The sequence below is a fragment of the Chromobacterium sp. CCUG 30098 genome (genome assembly GCF_059916605.1).
Genome location: NZ_JAUCGS010000010.1, coordinates 65,909 through 90,956, shown reverse-complemented (window position 1 = coordinate 90,956; position 25,048 = coordinate 65,909). Strand labels below are relative to the sequence as shown.

Genomic DNA, 25,048 nt, shown 5'->3' with positions numbered 1-25,048 from the left:
ATGCGGGTGTTATTGGTGGAAGACAATGAGTTGATCGCGCTGGGCATCGTCGCCGGGCTGCGCGCCCACGGCCTGACGGTGGACGCGGTGGGCAGCGCGGCCCAGGCCGAGGCGGCGCTGGCGACGCTGGACGCCGATTTGATGATTCTGGACCTGGGGCTGCCGGACGAGGACGGCATGCGCTTGCTGGCGCGCTTGCGCGCGCGCGGCGCGGCGTTGCCGGTGCTGGTGTTGACCGCGCGCGACGCGGTGGAAGACCGGGTGGCCGGCCTGCGCGCCGGCGCGGACGATTATCTGCTCAAGCCCTTTGATCTGGACGAACTGGTGGCGAGGCTGCACGCCTTGCGCCGGCGCGCCGCCGGGCGTTGCGTGGACGTGATCGAGGACGGCCCGCTGCGGCTGGACCCGATGCGAGGCGAAGTCTGGCTGCACTGCCGGCCGGTGGCGCTGGCGCGCCGCGAACTGGCGCTGTTGGCGGCCTTGATGCAGGCGCGGGAGCGGATTCTCAGCGCCGAGCAGTTAAAAGACCGGCTCTACGATTACAGCGAGGAAATCGAAAGCAACGCCCTGAACGTGCACATCCACCATTTGCGGCGCAAGCTGGGGCCGGCGGTGGTGGAGACGGTGCGCGGCCTGGGCTACCGCTACGGCAGGGCCGGCGAATGAGCTTGCGTCTGCGCCTGCTGTTATGGATAGGGGTGTCGCTGTGCCTGCTGTGGGGCGGCGTGGCGGCCTGGACGCTGCATGATCTGGACCGGCAGATGCGGCTGACGCTGGACCGGCGGCTGGCGATGTCGGCGCAGATGGTGGCCGGCCTGATGGAACAATTGCCGGCGCCGCCGCCGCGCGCCATGCCGCGTTTCGAGGGCATAGGCGCCGGCATCGCGTGCCAGATTGTTTCCGTGCGCGGCGAGGTGCTGGCGCGCACGCCGGGCGCGCCGGATACCCGCGCGGACCCGGCGCCGGGCTATGCCGAGCAAACCCTGCGCGGCGAGCGCTGGCGCAGCTATACGGTGGTGGCCAACGGCTTGCGGGTGACCACGGCGGACCGGCTGACCGAACGCGAGGCGATGTTGACGGATATCCGCTGGGCCGCCGCCGTGCCCTTCATCGCGGCCCTGGCCGGCAGCCTGGTGGCCTTGTGGCTGGGCGTGAGCCGGGGGCTGCGGCCGCTGGAGCGGCTGCGCCGCGCCTTGGCGCGCCGCGCGCCGGAAGCGCTGGAGCCGGTGGCCACTCAGGGTTTGCCGCGCGATGTGCTGCCGCTGGCGGACAGCCTGAATCAGCTCTTGCAGCGCGTTGGCGAAGCGCTGCAACGCGAGCGGCGTCTGACCAGCGACGCCGCCCATGAGTTGCGCACCCCGCTGACGGCGATCAAGACGCATCTGCAAGTGGCGCGCATCACCCAGGGGCCGGACGCGGCGCAGGCGCTGGCCCACGCCGCCGAGGGGGCTGAACGCTTGCAGAACACCCTGGGGCAGTTGTTGATGCTGGCGCGGCTGGAAGGGGCTTTCGACTGGGAGGAAGGCCCTCCGGCCTGCGCCGACGAGGTGGCGCGGCTGGCGATGCGCGACGCGGAGCCCGCGCCGCCGCGGCGCATTGTCTGCGCTCCGCTGCCGGAGGCCGCGCTGGCCTTGCCCCAGGCGCTGGCGGCCACCGCGCTGCGCAATCTGCTGGACAACGCCTTGCGGTATTCGCCGCCGGACGCACCGGTGCGTTTGGAGGCTGCGCTGTGCGAGAAGGGCTTGCGCTTTGAAATCCGCGATCAGGGGCCGGGGCTGACGGCGGACCAGCGCGAACAGGCCGCGCAGCGCTTTTGGCGCGGGCGGCATGCCGGCGCCGGCAGCGGCCTGGGCCTGTCCATCGTCACCGCGATCGCCGGGCGCTTTGGCGGCCGTCTGGAACTGCTGGCCGGCGAGGAGGGCGGGCTATGCGCCGCCCTGACGCTGCCGGTGCTCAGAAGTTCTTCATAGCCTGCCGCGCTTCGCCGGACGCGGCGCGGCGAGCGCCCCTTTAAAAATGCGCATGCGCTCCTTGCGCATCCCGCTGTCTTTGCGGTTCCCGCCCTGGCGCGCTAGACCTTGAACAGGCTCTCAGGACGACGAATGCCGGAGCATGAACGGCGGCGCGGCCACCACGTCCGGCACGCTGCTGTTGACCGGGTTCCGCATCACTTTTTGCGCCACCAGCTTCAGCTCGTACATGATGCCGATGGCGGCGTCCAACTCCCGCGGCTGGCCGTTGAAGGTGCGGTCCAGCGCGGCCAGCAGGTTCTGGTAGGCCTGGTAGAACTGGGCGCCGCTGACGGCCGCGCCGCTGCCCGCCGGATAGTCTGACAGCGCGGCGTTGGGCAGCAGATTGAACACCCCGGTTTCGTCCAGCGGCACCGGCTCGCCGGTATAGGACCAGCCGGAGGGGCTGGAGTCGTCGCGAACCAGGCGCTTGCCGTAGTAGATCTCGCCAAACTTGAAATAATGGGCGTAGCCGCCGCCGGCTTCTTCCTTGGGGTTGATCCAGTCGTCCTCCACCTGCACGCCTTCGCCCTGGCGCACAATGGTGTCTATCACCGCGCGGGCGCTGGCCATGTCGTAGACCTTGCCGTCCGGACAGCCCGGCACCTCCTGCGGGAACCACTGGCTGACGTCCACCTGCTCGTCCAGCCGCGGCTGGGCGAAGCAGTCGTGACCGTGGTTTTCCAAATATTGCAGCCGCTCCAGGATGGCCTGGTAAAAGCGGCCGATGGAGTCGAAGCCGGGCTGGTTGTCGACCGAGGCCTGGGTCTCTCCGGGCAGGACGGCCTGGGTGTCCGGGCGTTCAATCTCCATGAACACTTCCTGAGCCTGCTGCCGGCTCAGCGCCTTGAGGGTGACGATCAGGCCGGTGTCCACGCACATCGGCAGCGGCCCCGGGTAGCTGAGTGCCCGGCCGTCTTCGATGACGCGCGGGTTGCCGCCGATGGCGATCAGGGTGTTGGCGGCCAGGGTCATGTGCAGCATTTCCTCCACCACCACGGATTGCACCAGCGCGCGCGCTTCCTGGTTCTGGCCGGGCTTGATGGAGAACAGCGCGGTCAGATAAGTGGGAATGGTGGACAGCTCCAGCCGCACCGCGCCGGCCAGCATGGTCCGCACATCGTTGATGTGCTCGGCCTGAAGCAGTTCGGCCATCAGTTCTTGACGTATCTTCAGCATGGCTTGGTTTCCTGGCTTGGTTTCCTTGAAAGAGGGGCGGTCTGGGCGCTCAGGCGTCGTTGCCCTTGCGGCTCTTGCTCGTGCTCAGAGAGCCGCGGGTGGCGGCGATGTCGGCCTCGCTGGGAGCCGCGCTCTGGCGCAGCGGGCAGCGCTTGCCGTACATCAGCTGGCGGTCGAAGGTTTTGCCGGTGCGGTCTATCACGTTCTGGAAATAGTTGATCAGCATGCGCCGCTTGCTGGCGGACAGGTCGCGCGTCACCGGCATCTGGTCCGGGTCTTCTATGGGCTTGTCGAACACGAAGCGCATGATGAAGGCGCTGGCGTCGGCCACCGCTTGCTTGGAAAAGTCGAACAGGCCCTGGCTCATCACCGGGTAGAGGTTGGCGTATTGCTGCAGGATGGGCTGCACGTCCTCCCAGCGCGGGTTGTCCAGGTCGATGTCCTGGCCCGGCTGCGGGAAGCTGCTGAAAACCACGACGGCGAAGTTGTCGAAGGGCTGTTGCAGCGCCGGATCGGAGCCGGCCAGATTGTAGTTGATGGTGAACAGCTGGCCGTCCATGTATTCGCGCGGGGTGCCGAAACTTTCCGGCCCGTGCAGGGTGACGGCGACCCGGCCGGCCTGATCGGTGACCGGTTCCGCCGGGCTGAAGCGGACGGCGGCGTTGGGCACGTTGTTGACCGGCAACAGCGCGCGCGGGGTGGTGCCCTGAGTCTTGTCGGTGGGGGTGTCGCCGTAGTCCAGCATGGGCGCGCCGGCCCAGAAGGCCAGCGCCGCGCCGGCCAGCGGCTGGCCGTAGCGCGCCGCGTAGAGATGGGTGTGCAGGTGGTTCTTGTCCGGGTGGTTGGGGTCCAGGCGGATGGCGAAGTCCTCGGCGCGGACCTCGTTGCCCAGCAGCGCTTCGCGCACGCAGACCACGGCGCGTCCCGCCGCGCCCACCGGCTGGACGATGGCCAGCGGCAAGGGCTGATTGGCCAGCCGCAGCTGCGCCTCGTTCAGCGGCACGGACTGGATGCCGGCCTGCTGGTCTTGCAGCGTCTGCGAGGTGTCCACGCCGGCGATGGCGGTGTAGTCGCCCGGCCCTATCTCCGCGTCCTGCGCCGTCCACTCATTGTGCAGGATCGCGTATTGCAGCGACGGCAGCGCCGTCACCTGATAACGGCTGTTCAGCGGCAGCGCGTTGCTCAGGTCCACTTGCAGGCTGGCGGTATCCTGATCCAGCCAGGAGGAGAAACAGCCGATGCCGTTCTGGCTGGCAAGATCGCTGCCCTGTTGCGTGGTGGGCATGAAGCGGCGGCCCAGGATGAAGGAGCGCGGCTGGCCGAGATAGGCCGGGCCGATGGCGCCGAGCACGGTGCCGTAGCCGAAGCCGGGGTCGCTGTAGGTGGTGCTGTAGCCGTAGGTGGTCAGCCGGATGGATAGCCGGTTCTGCTCGCTCAACTCGATCAGGCGGGCCAGCAGCGGGCTGTCGAAGCCGTCCAGATGCCACTGGATATTGGTGAGCACGGACTGAAAGACGGCGGAGGCGGCGCTGTCGCCCTGGCTGGCGGCGCGGGAGAACCACAGATCGCGGAAAGGGTTGCTCTGGTAGTCGGCGGTCATCAGCGGCGTGCCGTCCGGTTTGAGCAAGGACACCGCCAGGCCGTAGATGCTGGAGGCCAGCTGCCAGTCCGGGTCCAGGTCCACCATTTTGCCGGACGGCTTGCCGATGGCGTTGCCCACGCTGCAGGACAGCAGCGGGTCTTGCGCCGGATCGGTGATCAGAATGCCGCTGGGGCCGCGCAAGCTGCTCACCTGGCAGTTGGCGAAGCGCATGATGGCGGTGCCGGTGGGGTGCCACCAGCCGTTGTAGGTTTTGGTGCGCCCGTTGTCCCCCGCCTGCTGATATTCCTGAAAGCGCGGTTCGAAAGTGGCGTTGTCGTAATGGCGCGGATCGTTGTTGACGGTGGAGACGTCGGACTGGAACTGGCCGGAAAAGGCCAAGCGGGGGAACTGCAGATAGCTCATATGGGCTCCTTGCCGGCAGGAAAATCCGCTGACGGCTTTTGTAGGCGATTTAATTCCATCGGCATAGCGCGGGTATAGGCGGCGCTGGCCATAAGGGCAATGTTCTTTAGGCCAGGAGGGGGGCCGGGCCGGGGGCCGGAGGGAAAGGACAGGAGGCCGGCGCGTGTCCCGCGCCGGCCGGAGCCGGGCGCTTATTCCGCGCCCAGCGACATCGCGTGATTGAAGACATTGCCCGGGTCGTATTTGCGCTTGATCGCCGTCAGCTCCGGATACAGCGCGCCGTAATACAGCTCGCCCCAGCTATAGCCGGGCGTGCCCGGCTGAGCGCCGTTCAGCATGTCCACGTCCGGGTAGTTGATGTAGCAGCCTTCGTAGGGCGAATCCGGCAAGGCCGCCGAGGCCGGGTAGGGCGTGCCGTTGAAGCCGCCGGCGGCGTAGACGGCGTCGAAGAACTCGCGCATCCAGCGCACATGCTTGGCGTCGTTGGCCGGGTCGGTCCAGTAGCTCTGGTATTGCAGCTTCATCACCGAGGCGCGCTGCGGCACAGCGGTCTGGTTGTCGGCCGGATCGAAGCCGTTGTTGCCGGCGCCGCGGTGGTTGATCCCGCCGCCGTAGGAGTCCACTTGCAGCAGCGATTGGGAGAAGTCCAGATCGTGGGGATGGATGTTCAGATGCCGGTGGATCGCCTGGCACTCGGCCTGGCTGAAGTTCTGTTTCATATAGGCGGATTTGTACTTGCCGCGCTGATTGTTGCCGGAGCCGTTCAGCGTCTGGGTGGCGTACAGCCAGTCCATCGCCTGCGCGTGTTCCGGCAAGGGCGCGCTGTTTCTGGGCGGCGAGCGGTGCGGGATGTGGGGCAGATGGCCGCCGCCGGGCAGATAGGTGTTCAGCAATTGCGGCGAGGCCACTTGCGCGATGCGTTGGTAAAAATCATTGAACGGCGCGGTGTCGTTCAGCTTGCCGTTCCGGTCCGTGTACTGCACCACCAGCCCCAGTTTTTTGGCGCTGACATGGGTGAGTTTGAGCAGGCTGAACAGTCCGTAGCCTTCGGGTTCGCTGTCCGCCTCCCGCCAGTATTGGCCGTAGGTTTGCAACAAGTCGGTGAAGCGGCCCAGGTCTTTGAAATCGTTCCAGTCGAATTGCAGGAATTGCACGCCCACCTGCTGCGGCGCCGGCGGCAGATCGTCGAAGTAATAGCTGGTGATCAGGCCGACGTTGCCGCCGCCGGCGCCTTTGCACAGCTTGAGCAGGTCGGCGAATTCATTGTCGGCGCGGGCGTGGACCTTGCGCGCCTTGCCGCCGTCCGCCAGCAGAATGTCCACCGCGCTCAGCCAATCCACGGTCAGGCCTTGCAGCCGCGACAGCAGGCCGTAGCCGCCGCCGCTGATATGGCCGCCGGCGCCCACCGAGTAGCAAGAGCCGCCGGGCACGGTCTTGCCGGTGAGCTTGTACAGGCCGACATAGCCGTCCCAGTTCTGATTGCCGGCCAAGAGCTGAAAGCCGTAACGGCGGCCATCCGCCGTCACGTCGCGGCGCAGGCCGGAGAGCTGGCCGATGTCTATGATCAGGCCGCCGGGGTTGTTGCTGACGAAGCCCTCGTAGCAATGGCCGCCGCTGCGGATGGTGGGTTTGAGACGGTGGTCCAGCGCGTATTGCAAGGCGGCGGCGGCTTCGTTCTCGTCGCTGCAGACGACGATGCCGCCGGCGGCCTGGCCGGCCTCCGGCCAGCGCAGATTGAAGCCTTTTTTCAGCGTTTCGTAACGGGGGTCGTCCGGGGTGATGGCATTCAGGCCCATGGCGCTCTTCTCCTTGTGCGGCCGCGACGGCGGCTATGCGTTTTGAATGACATTGTTTTATAGACGAGCGGTGAGAGGGCGAGGCTGGCAAATGCTGAGCTTGGCCTTGGGGCGGGGGAGTCGCCTGGCTTCGACGGCCGTCGCGGCTGTCTTGGCCGCGTCGCGCGTCGACAATGACGGACTGGCGCTAGCCGATGTCGGCTTGGGGCGCGGGCAAGCCCTCGGCGGCTTCTTCAAACAGCCAGTCGCGCAAGGCCCGCGCCGCCGGCTGGTTGGCGTCGCGTTGCGCGACGCTCAGGTAATAGGCCTGGCGGAATGGCGCTTCGCCGCGCAGCGGCCGCGCCAGACGTCCGGCCAGCAAATCGTATTCCACGCACAGCGCCTGTCCCAGGGCGACGCCCTGTCCGTCTATCGCCGCCTGCAACAACATGGATTCATCCGAAAAGCTCAAGCTCGGCTGCGCCTTGAGATCCAGATCGATCTGGACGTGATCCAGCCATTGCCGCCAGCCGGCGAACTGCCGCTCGTGCAACAGCGTGCATTGCGCCAAATCCCGCGGCCGCCGCAGGCGCCGGGCCAAGTCGGGGCTGCAGACCGGAAAGAAGGCGGAGGAGGCGAAGGGCTCGGTGTTGAAGCGGGCCGGCCACGGCGGTCCCGTGCTGATGACGATATCGGCGGCGGAATATTCGGCCGCCGGCTCGGTATGGATTTCCACCGGCAGGCCGGGGTGCCGTTTCAAAAACCGGTACAGCCGGGGAATCAGCCATTTGCTGCCAAACAGGCGCGGCACATGGATATTCAAAGCCGGCACCGTCTGCAGCATCAATCCGTCCGTGGCTTGTTGCAGCGTGCGGAATGATTCTCTGATTCTGGGTAAATAATGCTCGCCCGCCGTGGTGAGTTTTAAACGATTGTTTTGGCGTTCGAATAAGGGCTGATTCAGAAATTGCTCCAGCTGTTTTATTTGATGGCTGACGGCCGCCTTGGTGACGAATAATTCTTCCGCGGCTCGGGTAAAACTCATATGTCGCGCGGCGGATTCAAAAACTCTCAAGGCATGCAGCGGTGGCAGGCGTTGGTACATGATTTCCCCTCGTGCAAATAAAATCCGCCAGATCCATTCGTTTAATAAAACTAAACCGATGTCAAATATAACTGTCTTGCGATAAAAAATTAGCTCATTAACAATATCACACAAGTCCATTATTTAAAGCGTGGAAATGATATTGACCATTGATGCCGGCACCACGAATACCCGCGCCACCTTATGGCGCGATTCAGTGCCGATTGCGCGCGCGGCGCAGCGGGTGGGGAGCCGGGATACGGCGATGACGGGCAGCCGGAACGCATTGCGGCGGGCGGTGAGGGAAACGCTGGCGCAGGCGTTGAGCCAGGCCAATGCCGACATCGACGAGCCAAGCCTGCTGCTGGCGACGGGAATGATCAGTTCGAATATGGGCCTGTTGGAGATTCCCCACCTGCTGGCGCCCGCCGGCCGCGAGGCCCTGGCCGCCGGGATGAGGGCCTGCGTGGTGCCTGAGGTGTGCGCGCGGCCGATCTGGTTTGTGCCCGGGGTGAAGAATCTGTCCGAGGACATCGGCCTGCACAACTGCGAGCGCATGGACATGATGCGCGGCGAAGAGGTCGAGGCGATGGCCTTGATCGACAGGCTGTCCATCCGCCAGCCGGCCATTCTGGCCATTCCCGGCTCGCATTCCAAATTCATCCATCTGGACGCGCGGCAGCGGATCGCCGGCTGCGTGACCACGCTGGCCGGCGAGCTCTTGCACGTGATTACCCACAACACCTTGCTGGCGGATGCGCTGGGCGGCTCGTTCGCCGCGGAGCTGGATGTGGAGATGTTGTTGGCCGGGGCCGAGCAGGCCAGCCGCATCGGCCTGGGCCGGGCCTGTTTCATGGTGCGCACGCTGGACCAGTTCACGGTGTACGACCACAACGCCAGAGCCAATTTCCTGTTGGGCGCGGTGCTGGGCGCGGACTTGCTGACCTTGAAAAACAGCCGCGCGCTGAATATGAGTCCGGGCACGCAATTCATCGCCACCGGCCGGCCGCTGCTGCGCGCGGCGCTGGGCTGCCTGGTGGCCGGCGATGAGTTCTTCTCCGGCAATGTGGCGATGGTGGACGAGGCGACGCAGGCGGATCTGGCCGGTCATGGAGCGATTTTGCTGGCGCGGACTCGGGGCTTGCTCTGAGAGCTTGTTCAAAGTCTCGCGGGCGGGGCGGTGGATTCAACAGGGAGCAAGAAATGGACAGCAAGCTGCCGCTGGTGGCGATTTTACGGGGCATCCGGCCGGAGGAGCTGGAGCTGCACGTGCCGGCCTTGATCGAGGCGGGCTTCGAGGCGGTGGAGATACCGCTGAATTCGGAGCGCTGGGAGGCCGGCATTCAGCTGGCGGCGCAGCGCTATGGCGATCAGGCGTTGATCGGCGCCGGCACCGTGCTGCGGCCGGAACAGGTGCGGCGCTTGGCCGAGCTGGGCTGCCGCTTGATCGTTACGCCCAACGTCGATGCCGAGGTGATCCGGCAGGGCCTGGCCGCGGGCATGCAATTGCTGCCGGGCTGCGCCACGGCCACCGAGGCTTTCGACGCCATCGCGGCCGGCGCGCGCCGGATCAAGCTGTTCCCCGCCGGCGCGCTGGGGCCGGCTTATGTGGCCGCCTTGCGGACGGTGCTGCCGGAAGCGGTGGACATCTACGCGGTGGGCGGAGTGAGACCGGAGACGCTGGCGGATTATCTACGCGCCGGCTGCCGGGGGGCGGGGCTGGGCGGCGAGTTGTATCGCGCCGGCCAGCCGCCGGAGAGGACGCGGGCGCAGGCGCGGGCTTTCGCCCGCGCTTATCGGGAGGCAATGGCGGGATAGGAGAGCAATATGCGATACGACTACTTGTTCAAGGGCGCCTTGGTGACGGACGGCAGCGGCGCGCCGGAGCGGCGGGCGGATGTCGGGGTGATAGGCGAACGCATCGCGGCGGTGGCCGCCGAGCTCGACGGCGACGCCGGGCAGCGCATCGACTGCGCCGGCCTGGTATTGGCGCCGGGCTTCATCGACGTTCACACCCATGACGACCTGGCGGTGATCCGGCGCCCGGACTACCTGGAAAAAACCTCGCAGGGCGTGACCAGCATCATCGTCGGGAACTGCGGACTCAGCGCGGTGGGCGCGGTGCTGGGCGACGAGGTGCCGGCGCCGATCAATCTGCTGGGCGAATTGGAGGATTTCCGCTATCCGGACCTGGCCAGCTACCGCGCCGCCATCGAAGCGGCGCGGCCCTCGGTCAACGTCGCCACCTTGATCGGCCACACCACCTTGCGGCACCGCTGCCTGGCGTCGCAGCAGGGGCCGGCGGACGAGGCCGGCATCGCCGCGATGCGCGAGCATTTGATCCTGGCGCTGGAGCAGGGCGCGCTGGGCTTGAGCACCGGCCTGTCCTATGACAGCGCGGCGCAGGCGTCCACCGAGGAAGTCTGCCGGCTGGCCGCGCCGCTGGCCGAATACCAGGGCGTCTACGCCACCCATATGCGCACCGAGTACGACGGAGTGCTGGAGGCGATGGAGGAAGCCTTCCTCATCGGCCGCAGCGCCAAGGTGCCGGTGCAGATCTCGCACCACAAATGCGCCGGGCTGAAAAACTGGGGACGCTCGGCGGAGACGCTGGCGCTGATCGACATCCGGCGCCTGGGGCAGGACATCAGCCTCGATTGCTACCCCTACCGCGCCGGCTCCTCCAATCTCGACCCCGGCCAGGTCACCGCCGACTACGACATCCTGATCACCTGGTCCGCGCCGCATCCGGAGATGGCGGGGAAAACCCTGCAACAGATCGCCGGCCTCTGGGCGTGCGACATCCACCAGGCGGCCGGCCGCCTGCTGCCCGCCGGCGCCATTTACTTCCAGATGGATGAGGACGATGTGCGGCGCATCCTGAGCCACCCGGCGGCGATGGTGGGCTCGGACGGCCTGCCCTGCGATCCCAATCCGCATCCGCGGCTGTGGGGGACTTTCCCCCGGGTGCTGGGCCATTACAGCCGGGACTTGCAACTGTTCCCGCTGTCCACCGCCGTCCACAAAATGACCGGCCTGCCGGCGCGGCGCTTCGCGCTGCGCGACCGGGGCTTGATCCGTGCCGGCTATTTCGCCGATCTGGTGCTGTTTGACTACCAGCGGATCGACGACGTCGCCAGCTTCCAGCAGCCGCGGCAGTCGGCGGCGGGCATTGAGCGGGTCTTCGTCAACGGGGTGCAAACCTATGCCCAGCAGCGGCTGAGCGGAGTCCGCGCCGGGCGGTTCTTGAGCAGAAGCCGTCAGGCTGCTTAGAGCGTGTTTACGCTCTAGCGAGCAAGAGCGAGGCAAGGCGAAAACGGCTGAGAAAGCGGAATGTGCATACGGTACATGAGCATTTCGAAGCGGTTTTCAACGCCCTTGTCTAACTATTCCGCCGACGCGCAGCAGATCGTAAACAGGCTCTTAGGGGGAGGCAGCATGATTAAACGTTATGGAGTAAGCGGCAGCGCCGGCACCGGCGGGCAAGCGCTGCCTTTCGCCGCGGCGGCGGCGGCGGACGGCTGGTTGTACGTGTCCGGACAAACCCCGATGCGGGACGGCGAAATCATCGCCGGCGGCATCGTGGAACAGTCGCGGCTGGCGATACAGAACTGCCTGGACATTGTGGCCGAGGCCGGCTTCGCGCCGGCGGACATCGTGCATATGCAGGTCTTTCTCAGCGACGCCCGTTATTTCCCCTCCTTCAACCGGGTGTTCCGTTCTTTCTTCGCCGAGCATCCACCGGCGCGGGTGTGCTGCGTGGCGGAGCTGGTGGTGGATTGCATGGTTGAGGTGGACATGAGGTGTTTTAACGCCAAGTTCAAATATTAAGTATTTTGCGCCAGGCGCGGCAGCGCGGCCGATGAAAAGGAGAGGGCGATGGCGAATAGCGATTTTCTGACGTGGTTTCTGATCTACGCCGCCGGCATGATGACGTTGGGCTGGTATGTGACCCGGCATCAGAAGACCGGCGAGGACTTCATCCTGGGCGGCCGCAAGATGCCGATGTTGCTGACGCTGGGCTCGACGGTGGGCACCATGGTGGGCACCGGCTCCAGCATCGGCGCGGTCAGCTTCGGTTACGCCAACGGCTGGGCCGGCATGTTGTATGGCGTTGGCGGCGCCACCGGCATCCTGTTGACGGCCTGGTGGTTCGCGCCGGTCCGAAACCTCCGCTTCATGACCATGAGCGAGGAGGTCTGCTACTACACCGGCGGCAGCAAGCTGGTCAAAAACCTGGTGGCCGTCATCATTTTCTGCGCCTCCCTGGGCTGGTTGGGCGCGCACATCCTGGGCGGCGGCCTGTACCTGGCCTGGGCTTCCGGCATCGATATCCGGGCGGCCAAGACCATCGTCGCCGTCGGCTTCGTGTTCTATGTCGGCATTGGCGGCTATAAGGCGGTGTCCTGGATCGACACCTTGCAGTCCATCGTGCTCTTCCTCGGCTTCATCGTGCTGGCGGTCCTATCGGTGCGCCATGTCGGCGGCTGGGAGACGGTGGTGAGCCGGACCGATCCGGCCGCGTTCACGCCCTTCGGCATCGGCAAGCTGGGCCTGCTGCCGGCCTTGTCGCTGGCCGCGGTGATCGGCGTGGGCGTGCTGGCCACGCCCTCCTACCGCCAGCGCATCTACGCCGCCGAATCCGCCAGCGTGATCCGCCAGTCCTTCATCATCACCGGCCTGCTGTATATGGGCTTTTCCTTCCTGCCGGCCATCATCGGCATGGCCACGCATGCGATGGAGCCCAATCTGGCCAATAGCAGCTTCGCCTTCCTGCACGCCACCACCGCCTTGCCGCAGGCGCTGGCCGTGGTGGTGCTGATCGCCGGCATGTCGGCCAATATGTCCTCCGGCAGCTCGGACGCGATTGCCGGGGTCTCCATCATCCTGCGCGATCTCTACGTCTGGATGCGTGGCCGGATGCCGCCGCCGGAGCGGGCGATTGCGCTGTCCTGGCTGTTCCTGCTGCTGGTGATCCTGCTGGCCTATCTCTTCGCGCTGACTTCCAACGACATCATCGGCTACATCACCAAGATGATCTCCATGGTGATGTCCGGCATGTTCGTCACCGTGCTGCTGGGCCGTTTCTGGCCGCGCTTCAATTGGCAGGGCTGCATCGCCGCGCTGCTGGGCGGCAGCCTCGCCTCGCTGGCCGTCATTCTGTCGCCGTCGTGGCTGGCGCGGCTGGGCAATCCGGTGATTCCCGCGGTGCTGCTCAGCCTGCTGCTGGCCGTTGTCGTCACCTGGCTGACGCCGGCGAGCGCGCGTTCCCGGGAGGAGGTGCTGGAGATGATTACGACTGAGCGTGAAAGCCATGGCTGAGAACCTGTTCAATGTCTGCTGCGCGTCGGCGGTACGGCGTTGAAAACAACTTCGAAATGCTCATGTACCACTTGTACATTCCGCTTTCTCAGCTGTTTTCGCCTTGTCTCGCTCTAGCTCGCGAGACTTTGAACAGGCTCTACGACTGGCGGATAGGGATACCAAGGAGAACAGGATGATGCTGAGCGAATTTGGAGCGGAGCCCGCGCGGCACAAGGCGGCGCTGATGTTCCGCGGAGAGGGCGGGGCCAATATCCTGCATGAGGACGCCTGCCTGCCGGCGCTGGTGATCAAGGAGGCCGCGCTGGACGGCAATATCCGCTGGATGCAAGGTTTCGCGGACGCGATGGGGGTTTCGCTGGCCCCGCACGGCAAGACCACGATGACGCCGGCGATTTTCCGGCGGCAATTGGCTGCCGGCGCCTGGGGGCTGGGCGTGGCCAGCCCATTTCAGGCCCAGGCGGCGGTGGCGGCCGGGGCCGAGAACGTGATCATCGCCAATCAATTGCTGGGCCGGGCGAATATGGAGCTGCTTGCCGCGCTGCTGCGGCAAGGGCGCGCCGCCCTCCATTGCTGCGTGGACAGCGTGGACAATGCGCGGCGGCTGTCGGACTTTTTCACCGCCCGGCAACTGCGGATGTCGGTCTTGCTGGAAATGGGCGCGCCCGGCGGGCGTTGCGGCTGCCGCACCGAGCGGCAGGCTTATGAACTGGCGGAACACATCGCCAAGCTGCCGGGCCTGGCGCTGGCCGGCGTGGCCTTCTACGAGGGCGTAATCCATGGCGACGACGAGCAGGCGGACATCGCGGCGATACAGGCGCTGATTCAGCGCGCGGTCGCGGTGTGCGGCACGCTGCTGCGCAACGGCGACTTCGCCGGCGCGCCGGAAGCGCTGCTGACCGGGGCCGGCTCGGTCTGGTTCGACATCGTCAGCCGGCAGCTGCGGGACGCCGGCCTGTCCGGGGTGCGTCATGTGATCCGCCCCGGCTGCTACGTGACGCAGGACCACGGCATCTATCGGCAGGCTTACGCCGCGCTGCAAGCGCGCGAGCCGCTGGCGGCGCGGCTGGACGGCGGGCTGTCCCCGACATTGGAGCTGTGCGCGCTGGTGCAGTCGCTGCCGGAGCCGGGCCTGGCCGTCGCGGGCTTGGGCAAGCGCGACGTGGCCTTCGACGCCGGCCTGCCGCAGCCGTTCGCGCAGTACCGCCAGGGGCGGCGCGTGGAATTCGCGCCCGGCGGCCTGCGCACCCGCGCCTTGATGGATCAGCACGCCTTGCTGGACCGCGGCCCCGGCCTGGACCTGCGGATAGGCGATTTGCTGGTGTTCGGCAGCTCCCACCCTTGCCTGAGCTTCGACAAATGGAAGCGCGTGCTCCTGGTGGACGAGGAGTACCGGGTGAGGGAGGAATGGGAGACGGTGTTCTGAAGCGGTTTATGTGCTGCTGAGCGGAAAACGCCTTGTCCCGCCCTGGCTCGCGAGACTTTGAACCGCGGCTAAGCGACGGGTAGGAAAATTTCAGCGCCTGACCCTAAGGCTTGGATAGGCTGGAAATTCTTTTCATTATAAATGACATTTGGATTTTGTTTTGCTACGCTCCCTGCCAAAATCAGGAGCGAGCGGACATGATCAAGCAATGGATGGGCCTGGCCCTGCTGTTGGGTGGCTTGGGCGGCGCGGCGCAGGCCGGCGAGGCGTTTGGCGCGCCGGGACTGACGGCGGTGCGCGGCCCGGCGGCCAAGTCTTTCGTGGGCGTGGCGACGGAGGGGCCGTCGCGGGTGTATTTCACCGGCTATCGCGGCGTGGTGTCCGAGGTGTTCTACCCGGCGGTGGACACCCAGGCGGCGGTGGATCTGCAATTCCTGGTGGGCGACGCCGGCGGCGGCTTTGTCGACGAGGAAAAGCGGCAGGACTACCGCGTGCAGCGGCTGCATCCGCGCAGCATGAGCTGGCAGGCGCAGACCGGCAACCCGGCCCATCACTGGCGCATCAGCAAGCGCATCTTCACCGATCCGGCGCGCGACGCGCTAATCCAGCGCGTCACCTTCAGCGCGCTGGACGGCCGCCGCGTTGGCGATTTCCGGCTTTATCTGCTGTTCAAACCCTATCTGGACAACGCCGGCGCCGGCAATAGCGCCGCCACCCTGGCGCGCGCCGGCGGCGGCGCGGCCTTGGCGGCCAGCCGCAATCAGCGCGCCTCGGCGCTGCTGAGCAGCCTGCCGTGGAAGACGCAGAACGGCCGCCGCATGCTGTCCAACGGTTTTGTCGGCCTCAGCGACGGCTGGACCGATCTGCTGGGTGGCGGCGCGGACAAGCGCATGGATTGGACTTTCGATTCCGCCGGCAACGGCAATGTGGCGCAGATGGGCTGGCTGGAACTGGGCGACCCGCGCGCGGCCAGCGTGTCCTTCGACGTGGTGCTGGGCTTCGGCGCCAGCCAGGGGCAAGCGCTGGACGCGGCCGAGGCGGCGCTGAGCGGTGACCTGGGCGCGGCGCAGCGGCGCTACGACGCCGGCTGGCAGGCTTACGCCGCCGGCCTGTCCGATCAGGGCGGCAGCGCCGACGACGGCTACTACCTGGCGGCGATGACGCTGAAAACCATGCAGGACAAGGCCAGCGGCGCGATGGTGGCCGGCCTGGGCACGCCGTGGGGCGCCAGCCAGGGCGACGCCAACGCCGGCGGCTACCACCTGGTGTGGCCGCGCGACCTGTTCAAGTTCGCCAACGCCCTGCTCACCGCCGGCGACCGCGCCACCGCCGCGCGGGTGACGGATTATCTGTTCAACACCCTGCAGCAGCGCCGCGACTGCGGCGCGGCGGAATACGACGCCGCCGGCTGCCCGGACGGCTTCAGCCGCAACGGCCGCTTTCCGCAAAACGCCTGGGTCAGCGGCGCGCAGTATTGGCAGGGCACCCAGATGGACGAGCAGGCCATGCCCATCCTGCTGGCCTGGCGCCAGGGGCCGGCGGTGTATTCGCCGCTGTGGCCGCGCATCAAGCTGGCCGCCGACTACATCCTGAGCGCCGGGCCGTGGACCTACCAGGAGCGCTGGGAGGAAAACAGCGGCTATTCGCCGTCCACGCTGGCGGCGCAGATCGCCGGCCTGGCCGCCGCCGCCGACATCGCCCGCGCCAACGGCGACGACGCCAGCGCCGCGCGCTATCTGTCCGCCGCCGATTACTGGCAGCAGAACGTGGACGCCTGGACCTTCACCCGCAGCGGCGGCTTTGGCGACGGCCGTTATTATCTGCGCCTCAATCCGTCCGCGCGCGCCGGCGGGGCCGGTCGCGCCGGCCAGGCGCCGACGCTGGGCCCGGACACGCCGCAGGCGCTGGAAGTGAAGAACGGCGGCGGCAGCCGCGACGCGCGCCGGGTGGTGGACGGCGGCTTCCTGGAACTGGTGCGCATGGGCGTGAAGCGCGCCGACGATCCGGCGGTGCTCGCCACGCTGGGCATTTACGACGCGGTGTTGGGCCAGCGCTTGGACCTGCCCGGCGCGCCGGTGCTGCCGGTCAACGCCTGGTTCCGCTACAACTTCGACGGCTACGGCGAACGCAACGACGGCGGCGATTTCGCCGGCAGCGGCGTGGGCCGGCTGTGGCCCATCTTCACCGCCGAGCGCGGCGTCTACGAGATTGCGCGCCAGGGCGGCGGCGCGGCCGGCCAGCCCTATCTGGCCGCCTTGAAGCAACTGGCCACGCCGGAGGGCATGCTGCCGGAACAGGTGTGGCCGCACAGCGCGGTGCTGCCGGACGGCTGGGCGGTGGAGACGCCGGCCGGCAACCGTGCCGGCACGCCCACCCGCTCGATCGCGCCGCTGAGTTGGGCGATGGGCGAGTACATCAGCCTGCTGGCCTCCATCCGCGCCGGACGCGTCGTCGATCTGCCGGAAGCCGCCTGCGCGCGTTATTACGCCTGCCGGGTGGAACCCAAGGCTGGAGAGGCGACGGTGGAGATCCAGGCCGCCGCCGATACCAGCTGGGGGCAGCAGCTGTATGTGACCGGCGCGGCGCGCGCGCTGGGCAATTGGAACACCGATCTGGGACTGCCGGCGGACGCGGCGGCCTACCCGCTGTGGAAGACCCGGGTCAATCTGCCGGCCGGCCAGCGCATCGAGTACAAGTACTACCGCAAGAACCCTGACGGCAGCGTGAGCTGGGAGCAGCGCGCCGGCAACCGGGTGTTGCAGGCGCCGGCCGGCGGGCTGACGCTGAGTGATCAGGTGAACTGGTAAGAACCTGTTTACGATCTGCTGCGCGTCGGCGATACGGCGTTGAAAACGAACTCAAAATGCTCATGTACCACGTGTACATTCCGCTTTTTCGCTCGTTTTCGCCTTGTCTCGCCCTAGCTCGCGAGATCGTAAACAGGTTCTAAGAGCCTGTTCAAAGCCTGCTGCGCGTCGTGAAGCGTTGCACGGTGAGTACGAGCTCAAAATGCTCATGTACCCCTCGTACATTCCGCTTTTTCGCTCGTTTTCGCCTTGTCTCGCTCTTGCTCGCGAGACTTTGAACAGGCTCCAATACGCTATTGATTTATTTGGAATATTGAAAGCAAATTTAATTACTTTTTGATATTAAACATGGCTTTTATAGTGTGCTGAGTCCCCCTTGTTCAGGAACTCGCCATGTCCATGTTCATCTCCCGCCGTTCCCTGCTGGCGCTCAGCCTCGCCAGCCTGTCCTTCCTCGCCTTGGCGGCACACGCCGCCGAGGCGCCCATCGTCATCGGCTACCAGACCGGGGTCGATCCCTCCAAAGTGGCCCAGGCCGACGGCTTGTATGAAAAAGCCATCGGCCGGCCGCTGCAGTGGCGCAAGTTCGAGAGCGGCGCGGAAGTGCTGGCCGCGCTGGCCTCCGGCGATGTGCATATCGCCGATCTGGGCTCCAGCCCGCTCAGCGCCGCCGCCACCCGCCAACTGCCGATCCAGACCTTTCTGATCGTCGCCGAGATCGGCAACTCCGAAGCGTTGGTGGCGCGCAAGGGCAGCGGCATCAAGACCCCGCAGGACCTGATCGGCAAAAAGGTGGCGGTGCCCTATGTCTCCACCACCCATTACAGCCTGCTGGCCGCGCTCAAGCACTGGAAGCTGGACCCGGCCAAGCTGTCCATCGTCAATCTGCGACCGTCCGAGATCAGCGCCGCCTGGCAGCGCGGCGACATCGACGCCGCCTATGTCTGGGACCCGGCCTTGAGCCAGGCGCTGAAAACCGGCTCGGTGTTGGTCAATTCCGAACAAGTGGGGCAGTGGGGCGCGCCCACTTTCGAAGCCTGGGTGGCGCGCAAGGATTTCGCCGCCGCCCAGCCGCAGGCGCTGGCCGCCTTCGCCAAGGTGACCTTGCAGGCCTTCGCCGATTACCGCGCCAAGCCGGCGGCCTGGAGCGCCGGCTCGCCGCAGGTGGCCAAGATCGCGCGGCTGACCGGGGCCGATCCGGCGCAGATTCCCGGCCTGCTGGCCGGCAGCCGCTTCCCGCTGGCGCAGGAGCAGCTGTCGCCGCGCTTGCTGGGCGGCGGCACCGCCAAGGCGCTGCGCGACACCGCCTTGTTCCTGAAGGAACAGAAGAAGGTGGAAGCGGTGCTGCCGGATTATCAAGCCTATGTCGAGCCGCGCTTCGTGCGGCTGGCGCAGCCGCGCTGAGCGCGAGGAGGCCGCGATGGCGAGCTTGATCGTGGAAAACGCCGGCGTCAGCTACGCCGGCCCGTCCGGCCCGGTGCAGGCGCTGGACCGGGTGTCGCTGGAGCTGCGTTCCGGCGAGATCGTGGTGGCCTTGGGGCCGTCCGGCTGCGGCAAGTCCACCTTGCTGGGGCTGATGGCCGGCTTCCAGACGCCCAGTCAGGGCCGGGTGCTGGCCAATGGCCGGCCGGTGCGCGGGCCGGGCGCGGATCGCGGCGTGGTGTTCCAGGACGACGCGCTGATGCCCTGGCTCAACGCCGAGGACAATGTCGCCTTCGGCCTGCGCCTGCGCGGGATGCCGCGCGAACAGCGGCGACTCGAGGCGCGCCGCATGCTGGGCTGGGTGGGGCTGGAAGCCTTCGCCGGCCACGCGCTTAGCCAGATGTCCGGCGGCATGCGTCAGCGCCTGGGCCTGGCGCGCGCGCTGGCGGCCGATCCCGACTTCCTGCTGCTGGACGAGCCCTTGGGCGCGCTGGACGCGCTGACCCGGGAAAAGATGCAGTCGCTGATCCTTAGCCTGTGGCAGCGCAGCGGCAAGGGCATCTTCCTGATCACCCACAGCATCGAGGAAGCGCTGTTCCTCGGCACCGAGCTCTTGGTGCTGACGCCGCGCCCCGGCCGCATCGCGCTACGGCAGAAACTGGGCTTCGCCCACCGCTACGCCGCCGGCGAATCGGCGCGCTCGATCAAGGCCGATCCCGCCTTCATCGCCATGCGCGAGCATTTGCTGGACTGGATTTTCCGCGCCGAGGAGGCCGACCATGCCGCCGCTTGAACTGACTGAATTGGGCCCGGCCGCGCAGGCCGAGCTGAGCGCGCCGCCGCCGGCCCATGCCCCCGCACCGCTCTCCGGCCGCTTCGCCGCTTGGCGTCGGCGCTGGCCCAGCGCGCTGTCCGTGGGCGGCCTGCTGCTGCTGTGGTGGGCGGCCAGCGCCGGCGGGCTGGTGTCGCCGTTATTCCTGCCCGGCCCGGCCCAGGTGGCGGCGCGGCTGGCGGACCTGGCCGTCAACGGCTTCATGGACGCCAGCCTGTGGCGTCACGCCGCCGCCAGCCTGGGCCGGGTGGGCCTGGCGCTATTGCTGGCCGCGGCCACCGCGGTGCCGCTGGGCATGCTGATGGGCCTGAGCCGGCGCGCGCATGCGGCGCTGGACCCGCTGATCGAGTTCTACCGGCCGGTGCCGCCCCTGGCCTATCTGCCCTTGATCGTGATCTGGTTCGGTATTGGCGAGGCCAGCAAGGTGCTGCTGATTTATCTCGCCATCTTCGCGCCGCTGGCCATCGCCACCGCCGCCGGCGTGCGCCGCGCGGACCCGGCGCGGCTGCAGGCGGCGCGCTCGCTGGGCGCCAGCCGCGGCCAGCTGCTGCGGCTGGTGGTGCTGCCCAGCGCGCTGCCGGAGATTCTGACCGGGCTGCGCATCGGCCTGGGCGTGGGCTGGTCCACCCTGGTGGCGGCGGAGCTGGTGGCCGCCACCCGCGGCCTGGGTTTCATGGTGCAGTCCGCCGCCCAGTTCCTGGTCACCGACGCGGTGATCGCCGGCATCCTGATCATCGCCTGGATCGCGCTGGCGCTGGAATTGGGGCTGCGTTGGGCGGAGCGGCGCTTCGCCGGCTGGGCCGCGCCGGAACGTTTTTGAGCGAGTTTTCGACTTTTTGGATTTGGTTTCCGCCGCGCGGATAAGGAGCACATTCATGAGCCTGCAACTGCAAGCCATCAGCCCGGCCCTGGGGGCCATTGTTTCCGGCGTCGATCTGAGCGCGCCGCTGTCCGGCGCCGAGCGCGACGCGATCGAGGCGGCGCTGTTGCGCCATCAGGTATTGTTCTTCGAGAACCAGCCGCTGACGCCGCGCCAGCAGCGCGACTTCGCCGCCCGCTTCGGCGATCTGCACCTGCATCCGGTCTACCCGACGGTGGCGGAGCAGCCGGAAATCATCGTGCTGGACACCCATGTCGACAATCTGCCGGACAACGACAACTGGCATACCGACGTCACCTTCATCGCCGCCCCGCCGCTGGGCGCGGTGCTGGCGGCGCGGCAGCTGCCGGACGTGGGCGGGGACACGCTGTGGAGCAGCAACAGCGCCGCTTACGACGCGCTGTCGCCGGCCTTGCGCGCGCTGCTGGACGGCCTCAGCGCCGAGCACAGCTTTATTCATTCCTTCCCGGAAAGCCGCTTCAAGGACACGCCGCAATACGCGCGCTGGCAACAGGCCAGCCGCGACCATCCGCCGGTGGTGCATCCGGTGGTGCGCACCCATCCGGTTACCGGCCGCAAGGGCCTGTTCGTCAACGAAGGCTTCACCACCCGCATCCTGGAACTGGCGCCGCGCGAGAGCGATGCCCTGCTGGCCCTGCTGTTCGCCCACGCCGCGCGGCCGGAATTCACCGTGCGCTGGCGCTGGAAGGAACACGACCTGGCGTTCTGGGACAACCGCGTGACCCAGCATTACGCGGTGGCGGATTACCTGCCGCAGCGGCGGGTGATGCACCGCGCCACCATCCTGGGCGACCGGCCGCGTTGAGCGCGGCGGAATGAGCAGGAAAAGGAAACCCGGCAATGCCGGGTTTTTTTTTACGGGGTCGTACAGCGTATATCTTCAAATGAAATGATATTGGCATCTTAATTTAACGGTTTTCGGGTAATATCCGTTCGCCATAAAAAGGCGGGCGGCGCGCCCGTCTCGGCATATCACAATCACAAGAGAAACCGTCATGAAGAAATTTACGCTTGCCCTGCTGTTGTCCGCCGCTTTCGCGCTGCCCAGCGCCCAAGCGCTGGCCTGGGGCCAGGAAGGCCACCGCGTCACCGGCTACGTCGCTCAGCAATTGTTGAGCCCCCAGGCCAAGGCCGCGGTCAATCAATTGATCCCCAACGCGGACTTCGCCCAGCTGGCCTTGTACATGGACCAGCACAAGCAGGAATTGAAACAGCAGCTGCCGGGCTCGGATCAATGGCATTACAACGACGAACCGGTGTGCGACGGCGTGGAAGAGGACGATTGTCCCAGCGGCAACTGCGCGTCCAATCAGATTGGGCGCTACAGCAAGGTGCTGGCCGACAAAACCGCGAGCAAGTCCGCCCGCGCCCAGGCGCTGACCTTCCTGCTCCACATGATCGGCGACATCCACCAGCCGCTGCACGCGGCCGACAACCACGACCGCGGGGGCAACGACGTCAAGACGCGGCTGGCCGGCAGCAACAAGACCGGCAATCTGCATTCGGTGTGGGACACCGCCCTGGTGCAGCAGGCCTTGAGCGGCGCCAACGAGCAGAGCTGGGCGACGCAGAACCTCAAGTACTACGCGCGCAATATCGCCGGCTGGCAGAGCGGGCAGGTCAATGACTGGATCAAGGAATCCAATCAGTACGCGCGCAGCGAGGTCTACGGCCCGCTGTCCAACTTCAGCTGCGGCCAAGCGCCCAGCGACGTGGCCTACCTGGACCGCACCTACCAGACCGCCGGCGCTCAGCTGGTCAAACAGCAGCTGGTCAAGGCCGGCGCGCGCATCGCCATGGTGATCAACCAGGCGCTGCAGTAAAACGGCGCGTCCGCGCTAGAATGGCGGCTCCGTCGTCACCGGAGCCGCCATGTCCATTCACGAGCTCAGCCTCAAGGGTTTCCGTTCCATCCGTCAGCTGCGGCTGGAGCTGGAGCCGCTCAACGTCGTCGTCGGGCCCAACGGCTGCGGCAAATCCAATCTCTACAAAGCGGTGCGCCTGCTGCACGAGGCCGCCTGCGGCCGCCTGTCCGCGGCGCTGGCGGAAGAGGGCGGCATTCAAAAGGCGATGTGGGCCGGCGGCCTGCGCCGCGGCGACCGCAAGGGCGAGCCCAAGCGCATGGCGCTGGCGGCGCGGCTGGCCGACTACGACTACGAATTGCAACTGGGCTACCCCGAGCCCAGCCGCAGCCTGTTCTCGCTGGACCCATTGGTGAAGGAGGAAACGCTGTGGCTGGCCGGCCAGGGCCGCCGCCCCTCGGCCCAGGTGCTGGAGCGGCGCAATCAGAGCGCCTTTCTCACCAGCGTGGACGGGGTCAGGACCACCTATCCCTTGGGCCTGCAGGCCGAGGAGTCGGTGTTCGGCCAATTGGCTGAGCCGCATCTTTATCCCGAGGTGTCGCAAGTGCGGGAGACGCTGCGGCGCTGGCGTTTCTACCATGAGTTCGCGGTGTGGCCCGGCTCGCCGCCGCGCGCGCCGCAAGTGGGCATCCGCTCGCCGGTGCTGGCGCACGACGGCGGCAACCTGGCGGCGGCCTTCCAGACCATTGTGGAGATCGGCGACGTCGAACTGCTGCACAGCGTGCTGGCCGACGCGTTTCCGGACAGCCGCTTCCAGACGGAGGCGCTGCATGGCCGTTTCCAGATGCTGATGCAGCGCGACGGCATTCTGCGGCCGCTGGAGGCGGCCGAATTGTCCGACGGCACCTTGCGTTTCCTATGCCTGGCGGTGGCCTTGCTCAGCCCGCGTCCGCCGGCCTTCATGGCCTTGAACGAGCCGGAAAACAGCCTGCACCCGGACTTGTTGCCGGCCTTGGCGCGGCTGATCGCCGAGGCCGGCCGCCACAGCCAGCTGTGGGTGACCAGCCATTCGCCGCGCTTGGCGGAGCTGATCGCGCGGCACCGGCCGCTGCGCCGTTTCATGCTGGCGCAGCGCGACGGCGAGACGGTGTTGGCGGACGGGGATTGAGCCGGGGCTGCGAGGCCGGTTCGGTATTTTCGGAAAGTGAAAATGGATGGATGCGAGGCGGAATATTTGCATGTAGAATCCCCGCCGCCATACCATTTAAATATAAGAAAGAACTTTCCGTGAAAAAACTATTTGCCGCTGCTTCTCTGTTGGCCCTGCTGTCCGGCTGCGCTTCCACCACGCTGGCCACGCCCGAGGCGGACGCTCAAGCCAAGCAGTTCAACGCCCAGCCGGCCAAGGCTCGCGTCTACATCTATCGCAACGAGGCGATGGGCGCCGCCGTGAAAATGAATGTTCTGGCCGACAACAAGGCCTTGGGCGACACCGTGGCCAAAACCTACATCATGGCCGATCTGGAGCCGGGTTCGCACACGCTGGTGGGCAAGGCCGAGAACGATTCCAGCCTGACCCTGGACATGGTGGCGGGCAAGATTTACTACGTTTGGCAGGAAGTGAAGATGGGCGTGCTGTACGCTCGCAACAAGCTGCAGAGCGTTGACGAGGCTGAAGGTCAAAAAGGGGTGAAAGAGTCCCAACTGGTGCAGTCGCCGCAATAAGACACGGCGGCGGCGCGGCGGAGCCCGCCGCGTTCCCAAAAAAAGCCCAAGCAAACGCTTGGGCTTTTTTCATGGCTCAGACCACGTGCTCAGACCGGTTGCAGAAACAGCGCCTGCTCCGCCGCACGGCGGCGGGCGAGGCCGGGCAGCACTTTGCCGCCGGCCTTGTTCCAGCGCGGAAACTGGGCGGCGGCGCCGGCGTAGTCGCGCTGATTGAGCAGGCGCAGCAGGGTGGAGTTCTGCAGCGAACCCAGGCCCAGGTTGTAGCTGAAGCTGAGCAGCGCGTCGAACTGGTTCTGGTTCAGCGGCACCTGGACCAGCCGGGAGACGCCGGTTTCGAAGCGGTTCAAATCGCGCGCCAGCAGCGCGTCGGCCTGGGCCTGGCTGATGACCAGACCCGGCGTCACGTCCGGACCGGTGTGGCCGTAGCCTATGGTCCAGACGCCCACCGCGTCCTGGTAGGCCTTGAGGCGCAGGCCTTCGAATTGCTGGATCAGTTTGACGCCGTTGGCGCTGATATTCATGTCGGGCTCCTGGGAAGGGCCCCCGGCGGACGCGGAGAAACGCTCGGAAGAATCTGAGGCGGGAGGAGAAGCGGGCGGGGGCGGGACCGGCCGCGCGGGGCGGTTCGGGTGCGTCGTTCCCATTATGCTCAGGGCCCGGAAACGGGCCGAGGCGACAGGCGTCAGTGGCGGGAAGGGGGCCGACTGCGGCTCCCCCACCCTAGGAGCGATTGCTCGTTATAGGTAGGGTGGGAGG

Annotated in this window: 21 protein-coding genes; 16 read left to right on the top strand and 5 right to left on the bottom strand. The window is 66.8% G+C overall.

Annotated features, from left to right (window positions below):
* A complete protein-coding gene (locus QUG03_RS19730) occupies window positions 1–666 on the top strand; it encodes a response regulator (protein ID WP_500820745.1) in 666 nt (221 codons plus the stop codon).
* Window positions 663–1,970 (top strand): ATP-binding protein, encoded by a 1,308-nt coding sequence (locus tag QUG03_RS19725; protein ID WP_500820744.1) that lies wholly within the window; start codon window positions 663–665, stop codon window positions 1,968–1,970. The genes QUG03_RS19730 and QUG03_RS19725 overlap by 4 nt, the downstream gene beginning before the upstream one ends.
* A 120-nt stretch (window positions 1,971–2,090) precedes the next feature.
* On the opposite strand, the gene QUG03_RS19720 is transcribed toward QUG03_RS19725, so the two are convergent.
* The 4 genes from QUG03_RS19720 to gcvA all read right to left on the bottom strand — a co-directional run bounded on the left by QUG03_RS19720 (window position 2,091) and on the right by gcvA (window position 8,193).
* Window positions 2,091–3,188 (bottom strand): ferritin-like domain-containing protein, encoded by a 1,098-nt coding sequence (locus QUG03_RS19720; protein ID WP_227106244.1) that lies wholly within the window; start codon window positions 3,186–3,188, stop codon window positions 2,091–2,093.
* 49 nt (window positions 3,189–3,237) lie between these two features.
* A complete protein-coding gene (locus QUG03_RS19715; protein WP_488906472.1) occupies window positions 3,238–5,193 on the bottom strand; it encodes a hypothetical protein in 1,956 nt (651 codons plus the stop codon).
* A 191-nt stretch (window positions 5,194–5,384) separates the two neighbouring features.
* Entirely contained in the window at window positions 5,385–6,989 is a 1,605-nt protein-coding gene (locus QUG03_RS19710) for an FAD-binding oxidoreductase (protein ID WP_500820743.1), read from the bottom strand.
* A gap of 187 nt (window positions 6,990–7,176) precedes the next feature.
* Window positions 7,177–8,193: a transcriptional regulator GcvA gene (gene gcvA / locus QUG03_RS19705; RefSeq protein ID WP_500820742.1), complete on the bottom strand. Its 1,017-nt coding sequence runs from the start codon at window positions 8,191–8,193 to the stop codon at window positions 7,177–7,179.
* Window positions 8,194–8,209: 16 nt separating this feature from the next.
* Between gcvA and QUG03_RS19700 the strand changes: the two genes are divergently transcribed.
* The 14 genes from QUG03_RS19700 (at window position 8,210) to QUG03_RS19635 (ending at window position 24,289) form a co-directional block, all read left to right on the top strand.
* The gene (locus QUG03_RS19700; protein WP_253315361.1) at window positions 8,210–9,202 is read left to right on the top strand and encodes a 2-dehydro-3-deoxygalactonokinase; all 993 of its coding nucleotides are present in this window, start codon (window positions 8,210–8,212) and stop codon (window positions 9,200–9,202) included.
* Between the two features lie 53 nt (window positions 9,203–9,255).
* On the top strand, window positions 9,256–9,870 hold the full coding sequence (locus QUG03_RS19695) for a 2-dehydro-3-deoxy-6-phosphogalactonate aldolase (protein WP_107801448.1): 615 nt from the start codon (window positions 9,256–9,258) through the stop codon (window positions 9,868–9,870).
* A gap of 9 nt (window positions 9,871–9,879) precedes the next feature.
* Complete coding sequence (locus QUG03_RS19690) at window positions 9,880–11,325, top strand: N-acyl-D-amino-acid deacylase family protein (protein WP_500820741.1); 1,446 nt, start codon at window positions 9,880–9,882, stop codon at window positions 11,323–11,325.
* Window positions 11,326–11,490: 165 nt separating this feature from the next.
* Window positions 11,491–11,883, top strand: a complete 393-nt coding sequence (locus QUG03_RS19685) for a RidA family protein (protein ID WP_486636306.1) — start codon at window positions 11,491–11,493, stop codon at window positions 11,881–11,883.
* A 48-nt stretch (window positions 11,884–11,931) separates the two neighbouring features.
* A complete protein-coding gene (locus QUG03_RS19680; RefSeq protein WP_500820740.1) occupies window positions 11,932–13,374 on the top strand; it encodes a sodium:solute symporter family protein in 1,443 nt (480 codons plus the stop codon).
* Window positions 13,375–13,549: 175 nt separating this feature from the next.
* Window positions 13,550–14,800 (top strand): alanine racemase, encoded by a 1,251-nt coding sequence (locus QUG03_RS19675; protein ID WP_500820739.1) that lies wholly within the window; start codon window positions 13,550–13,552, stop codon window positions 14,798–14,800.
* Window positions 14,801–14,997: 197 nt separating this feature from the next.
* Window positions 14,998–17,607 carry a glycoside hydrolase family 15 protein gene (locus QUG03_RS19670; RefSeq protein WP_500820738.1) on the top strand — a complete coding sequence of 870 codons (2,610 nt, stop codon included), beginning with the start codon at window positions 14,998–15,000 and terminating at the stop codon, window positions 17,605–17,607.
* Window positions 17,608–18,000: 393 nt separating this feature from the next.
* Window positions 18,001–19,011 (top strand): taurine ABC transporter substrate-binding protein, encoded by a 1,011-nt coding sequence (gene tauA / locus QUG03_RS19665; protein ID WP_500820737.1) that lies wholly within the window; start codon window positions 18,001–18,003, stop codon window positions 19,009–19,011.
* Window positions 19,012–19,027: 16 nt separating this feature from the next.
* Window positions 19,028–19,822 (top strand): taurine ABC transporter ATP-binding protein, encoded by a 795-nt coding sequence (locus QUG03_RS19660; RefSeq protein WP_500820736.1) that lies wholly within the window; start codon window positions 19,028–19,030, stop codon window positions 19,820–19,822.
* Window positions 19,809–20,681 carry a taurine ABC transporter permease TauC gene (gene tauC / locus QUG03_RS19655; RefSeq protein WP_227106254.1) on the top strand — a complete coding sequence of 291 codons (873 nt, stop codon included), beginning with the start codon at window positions 19,809–19,811 and terminating at the stop codon, window positions 20,679–20,681. Before QUG03_RS19660 ends, tauC begins: the two co-directional genes overlap by 14 nt.
* A 55-nt stretch (window positions 20,682–20,736) precedes the next feature.
* Window positions 20,737–21,567 (top strand): taurine dioxygenase, encoded by an 831-nt coding sequence (tauD, locus tag QUG03_RS19650; RefSeq protein ID WP_500820735.1) that lies wholly within the window; start codon window positions 20,737–20,739, stop codon window positions 21,565–21,567.
* 190 nt (window positions 21,568–21,757) lie between these two features.
* A complete protein-coding gene (locus QUG03_RS19645; protein ID WP_227106258.1) occupies window positions 21,758–22,585 on the top strand; it encodes a S1/P1 nuclease in 828 nt (275 codons plus the stop codon).
* Between the two features lie 49 nt (window positions 22,586–22,634).
* Entirely contained in the window at window positions 22,635–23,732 is a 1,098-nt protein-coding gene (locus QUG03_RS19640) for an AAA family ATPase (RefSeq protein WP_500820734.1), read from the top strand.
* A 119-nt stretch (window positions 23,733–23,851) separates the two neighbouring features.
* Window positions 23,852–24,289 (top strand): DUF2846 domain-containing protein, encoded by a 438-nt coding sequence (locus QUG03_RS19635; RefSeq protein ID WP_200123092.1) that lies wholly within the window; start codon window positions 23,852–23,854, stop codon window positions 24,287–24,289.
* Between the two features lie 89 nt (window positions 24,290–24,378).
* Here the strand turns inward: QUG03_RS19635 and QUG03_RS19630 are convergent, their stop codons facing one another.
* Complete coding sequence (locus tag QUG03_RS19630; protein WP_500820733.1) at window positions 24,379–24,813, bottom strand: lysozyme; 435 nt, start codon at window positions 24,811–24,813, stop codon at window positions 24,379–24,381.
* Window positions 24,814–25,048: the final 235 nt, after the last annotated feature.

Coding starts and splice junctions, on each gene's coding strand:
- QUG03_RS19730 (WP_500820745.1), top strand. CDS start 1: ATGCGGGTGTTATTGGTGGAAGACAATGAGTTGATCGCGCTGGGCATC.
- QUG03_RS19725 (WP_500820744.1), top strand. CDS start 663: ATGAGCTTGCGTCTGCGCCTGCTGTTATGGATAGGGGTGTCGCTGTGC.
- QUG03_RS19720 (WP_227106244.1), bottom strand. CDS start 3,188: ATGCTGAAGATACGTCAAGAACTGATGGCCGAACTGCTTCAGGCCGAG.
- QUG03_RS19715 (WP_488906472.1), bottom strand. CDS start 5,193: ATGAGCTATCTGCAGTTCCCCCGCTTGGCCTTTTCCGGCCAGTTCCAG.
- QUG03_RS19710 (WP_500820743.1), bottom strand. CDS start 6,989: ATGGGCCTGAATGCCATCACCCCGGACGACCCCCGTTACGAAACGCTG.
- gcvA (WP_500820742.1), bottom strand. CDS start 8,193: ATGGACTTGTGTGATATTGTTAATGAGCTAATTTTTTATCGCAAGACA.
- QUG03_RS19700 (WP_253315361.1), top strand. CDS start 8,210: ATGATATTGACCATTGATGCCGGCACCACGAATACCCGCGCCACCTTA.
- QUG03_RS19695 (WP_107801448.1), top strand. CDS start 9,256: ATGGACAGCAAGCTGCCGCTGGTGGCGATTTTACGGGGCATCCGGCCG.
- QUG03_RS19690 (WP_500820741.1), top strand. CDS start 9,880: ATGCGATACGACTACTTGTTCAAGGGCGCCTTGGTGACGGACGGCAGC.
- QUG03_RS19685 (WP_486636306.1), top strand. CDS start 11,491: ATGATTAAACGTTATGGAGTAAGCGGCAGCGCCGGCACCGGCGGGCAA.
- QUG03_RS19680 (WP_500820740.1), top strand. CDS start 11,932: ATGGCGAATAGCGATTTTCTGACGTGGTTTCTGATCTACGCCGCCGGC.
- QUG03_RS19675 (WP_500820739.1), top strand. CDS start 13,550: ATGATGCTGAGCGAATTTGGAGCGGAGCCCGCGCGGCACAAGGCGGCG.
- QUG03_RS19670 (WP_500820738.1), top strand. CDS start 14,998: ATGATCAAGCAATGGATGGGCCTGGCCCTGCTGTTGGGTGGCTTGGGC.
- tauA (WP_500820737.1), top strand. CDS start 18,001: ATGTCCATGTTCATCTCCCGCCGTTCCCTGCTGGCGCTCAGCCTCGCC.
- QUG03_RS19660 (WP_500820736.1), top strand. CDS start 19,028: ATGGCGAGCTTGATCGTGGAAAACGCCGGCGTCAGCTACGCCGGCCCG.
- tauC (WP_227106254.1), top strand. CDS start 19,809: ATGCCGCCGCTTGAACTGACTGAATTGGGCCCGGCCGCGCAGGCCGAG.
- tauD (WP_500820735.1), top strand. CDS start 20,737: ATGAGCCTGCAACTGCAAGCCATCAGCCCGGCCCTGGGGGCCATTGTT.
- QUG03_RS19645 (WP_227106258.1), top strand. CDS start 21,758: ATGAAGAAATTTACGCTTGCCCTGCTGTTGTCCGCCGCTTTCGCGCTG.
- QUG03_RS19640 (WP_500820734.1), top strand. CDS start 22,635: ATGTCCATTCACGAGCTCAGCCTCAAGGGTTTCCGTTCCATCCGTCAG.
- QUG03_RS19630 (WP_500820733.1), bottom strand. CDS start 24,813: ATGAATATCAGCGCCAACGGCGTCAAACTGATCCAGCAATTCGAAGGC.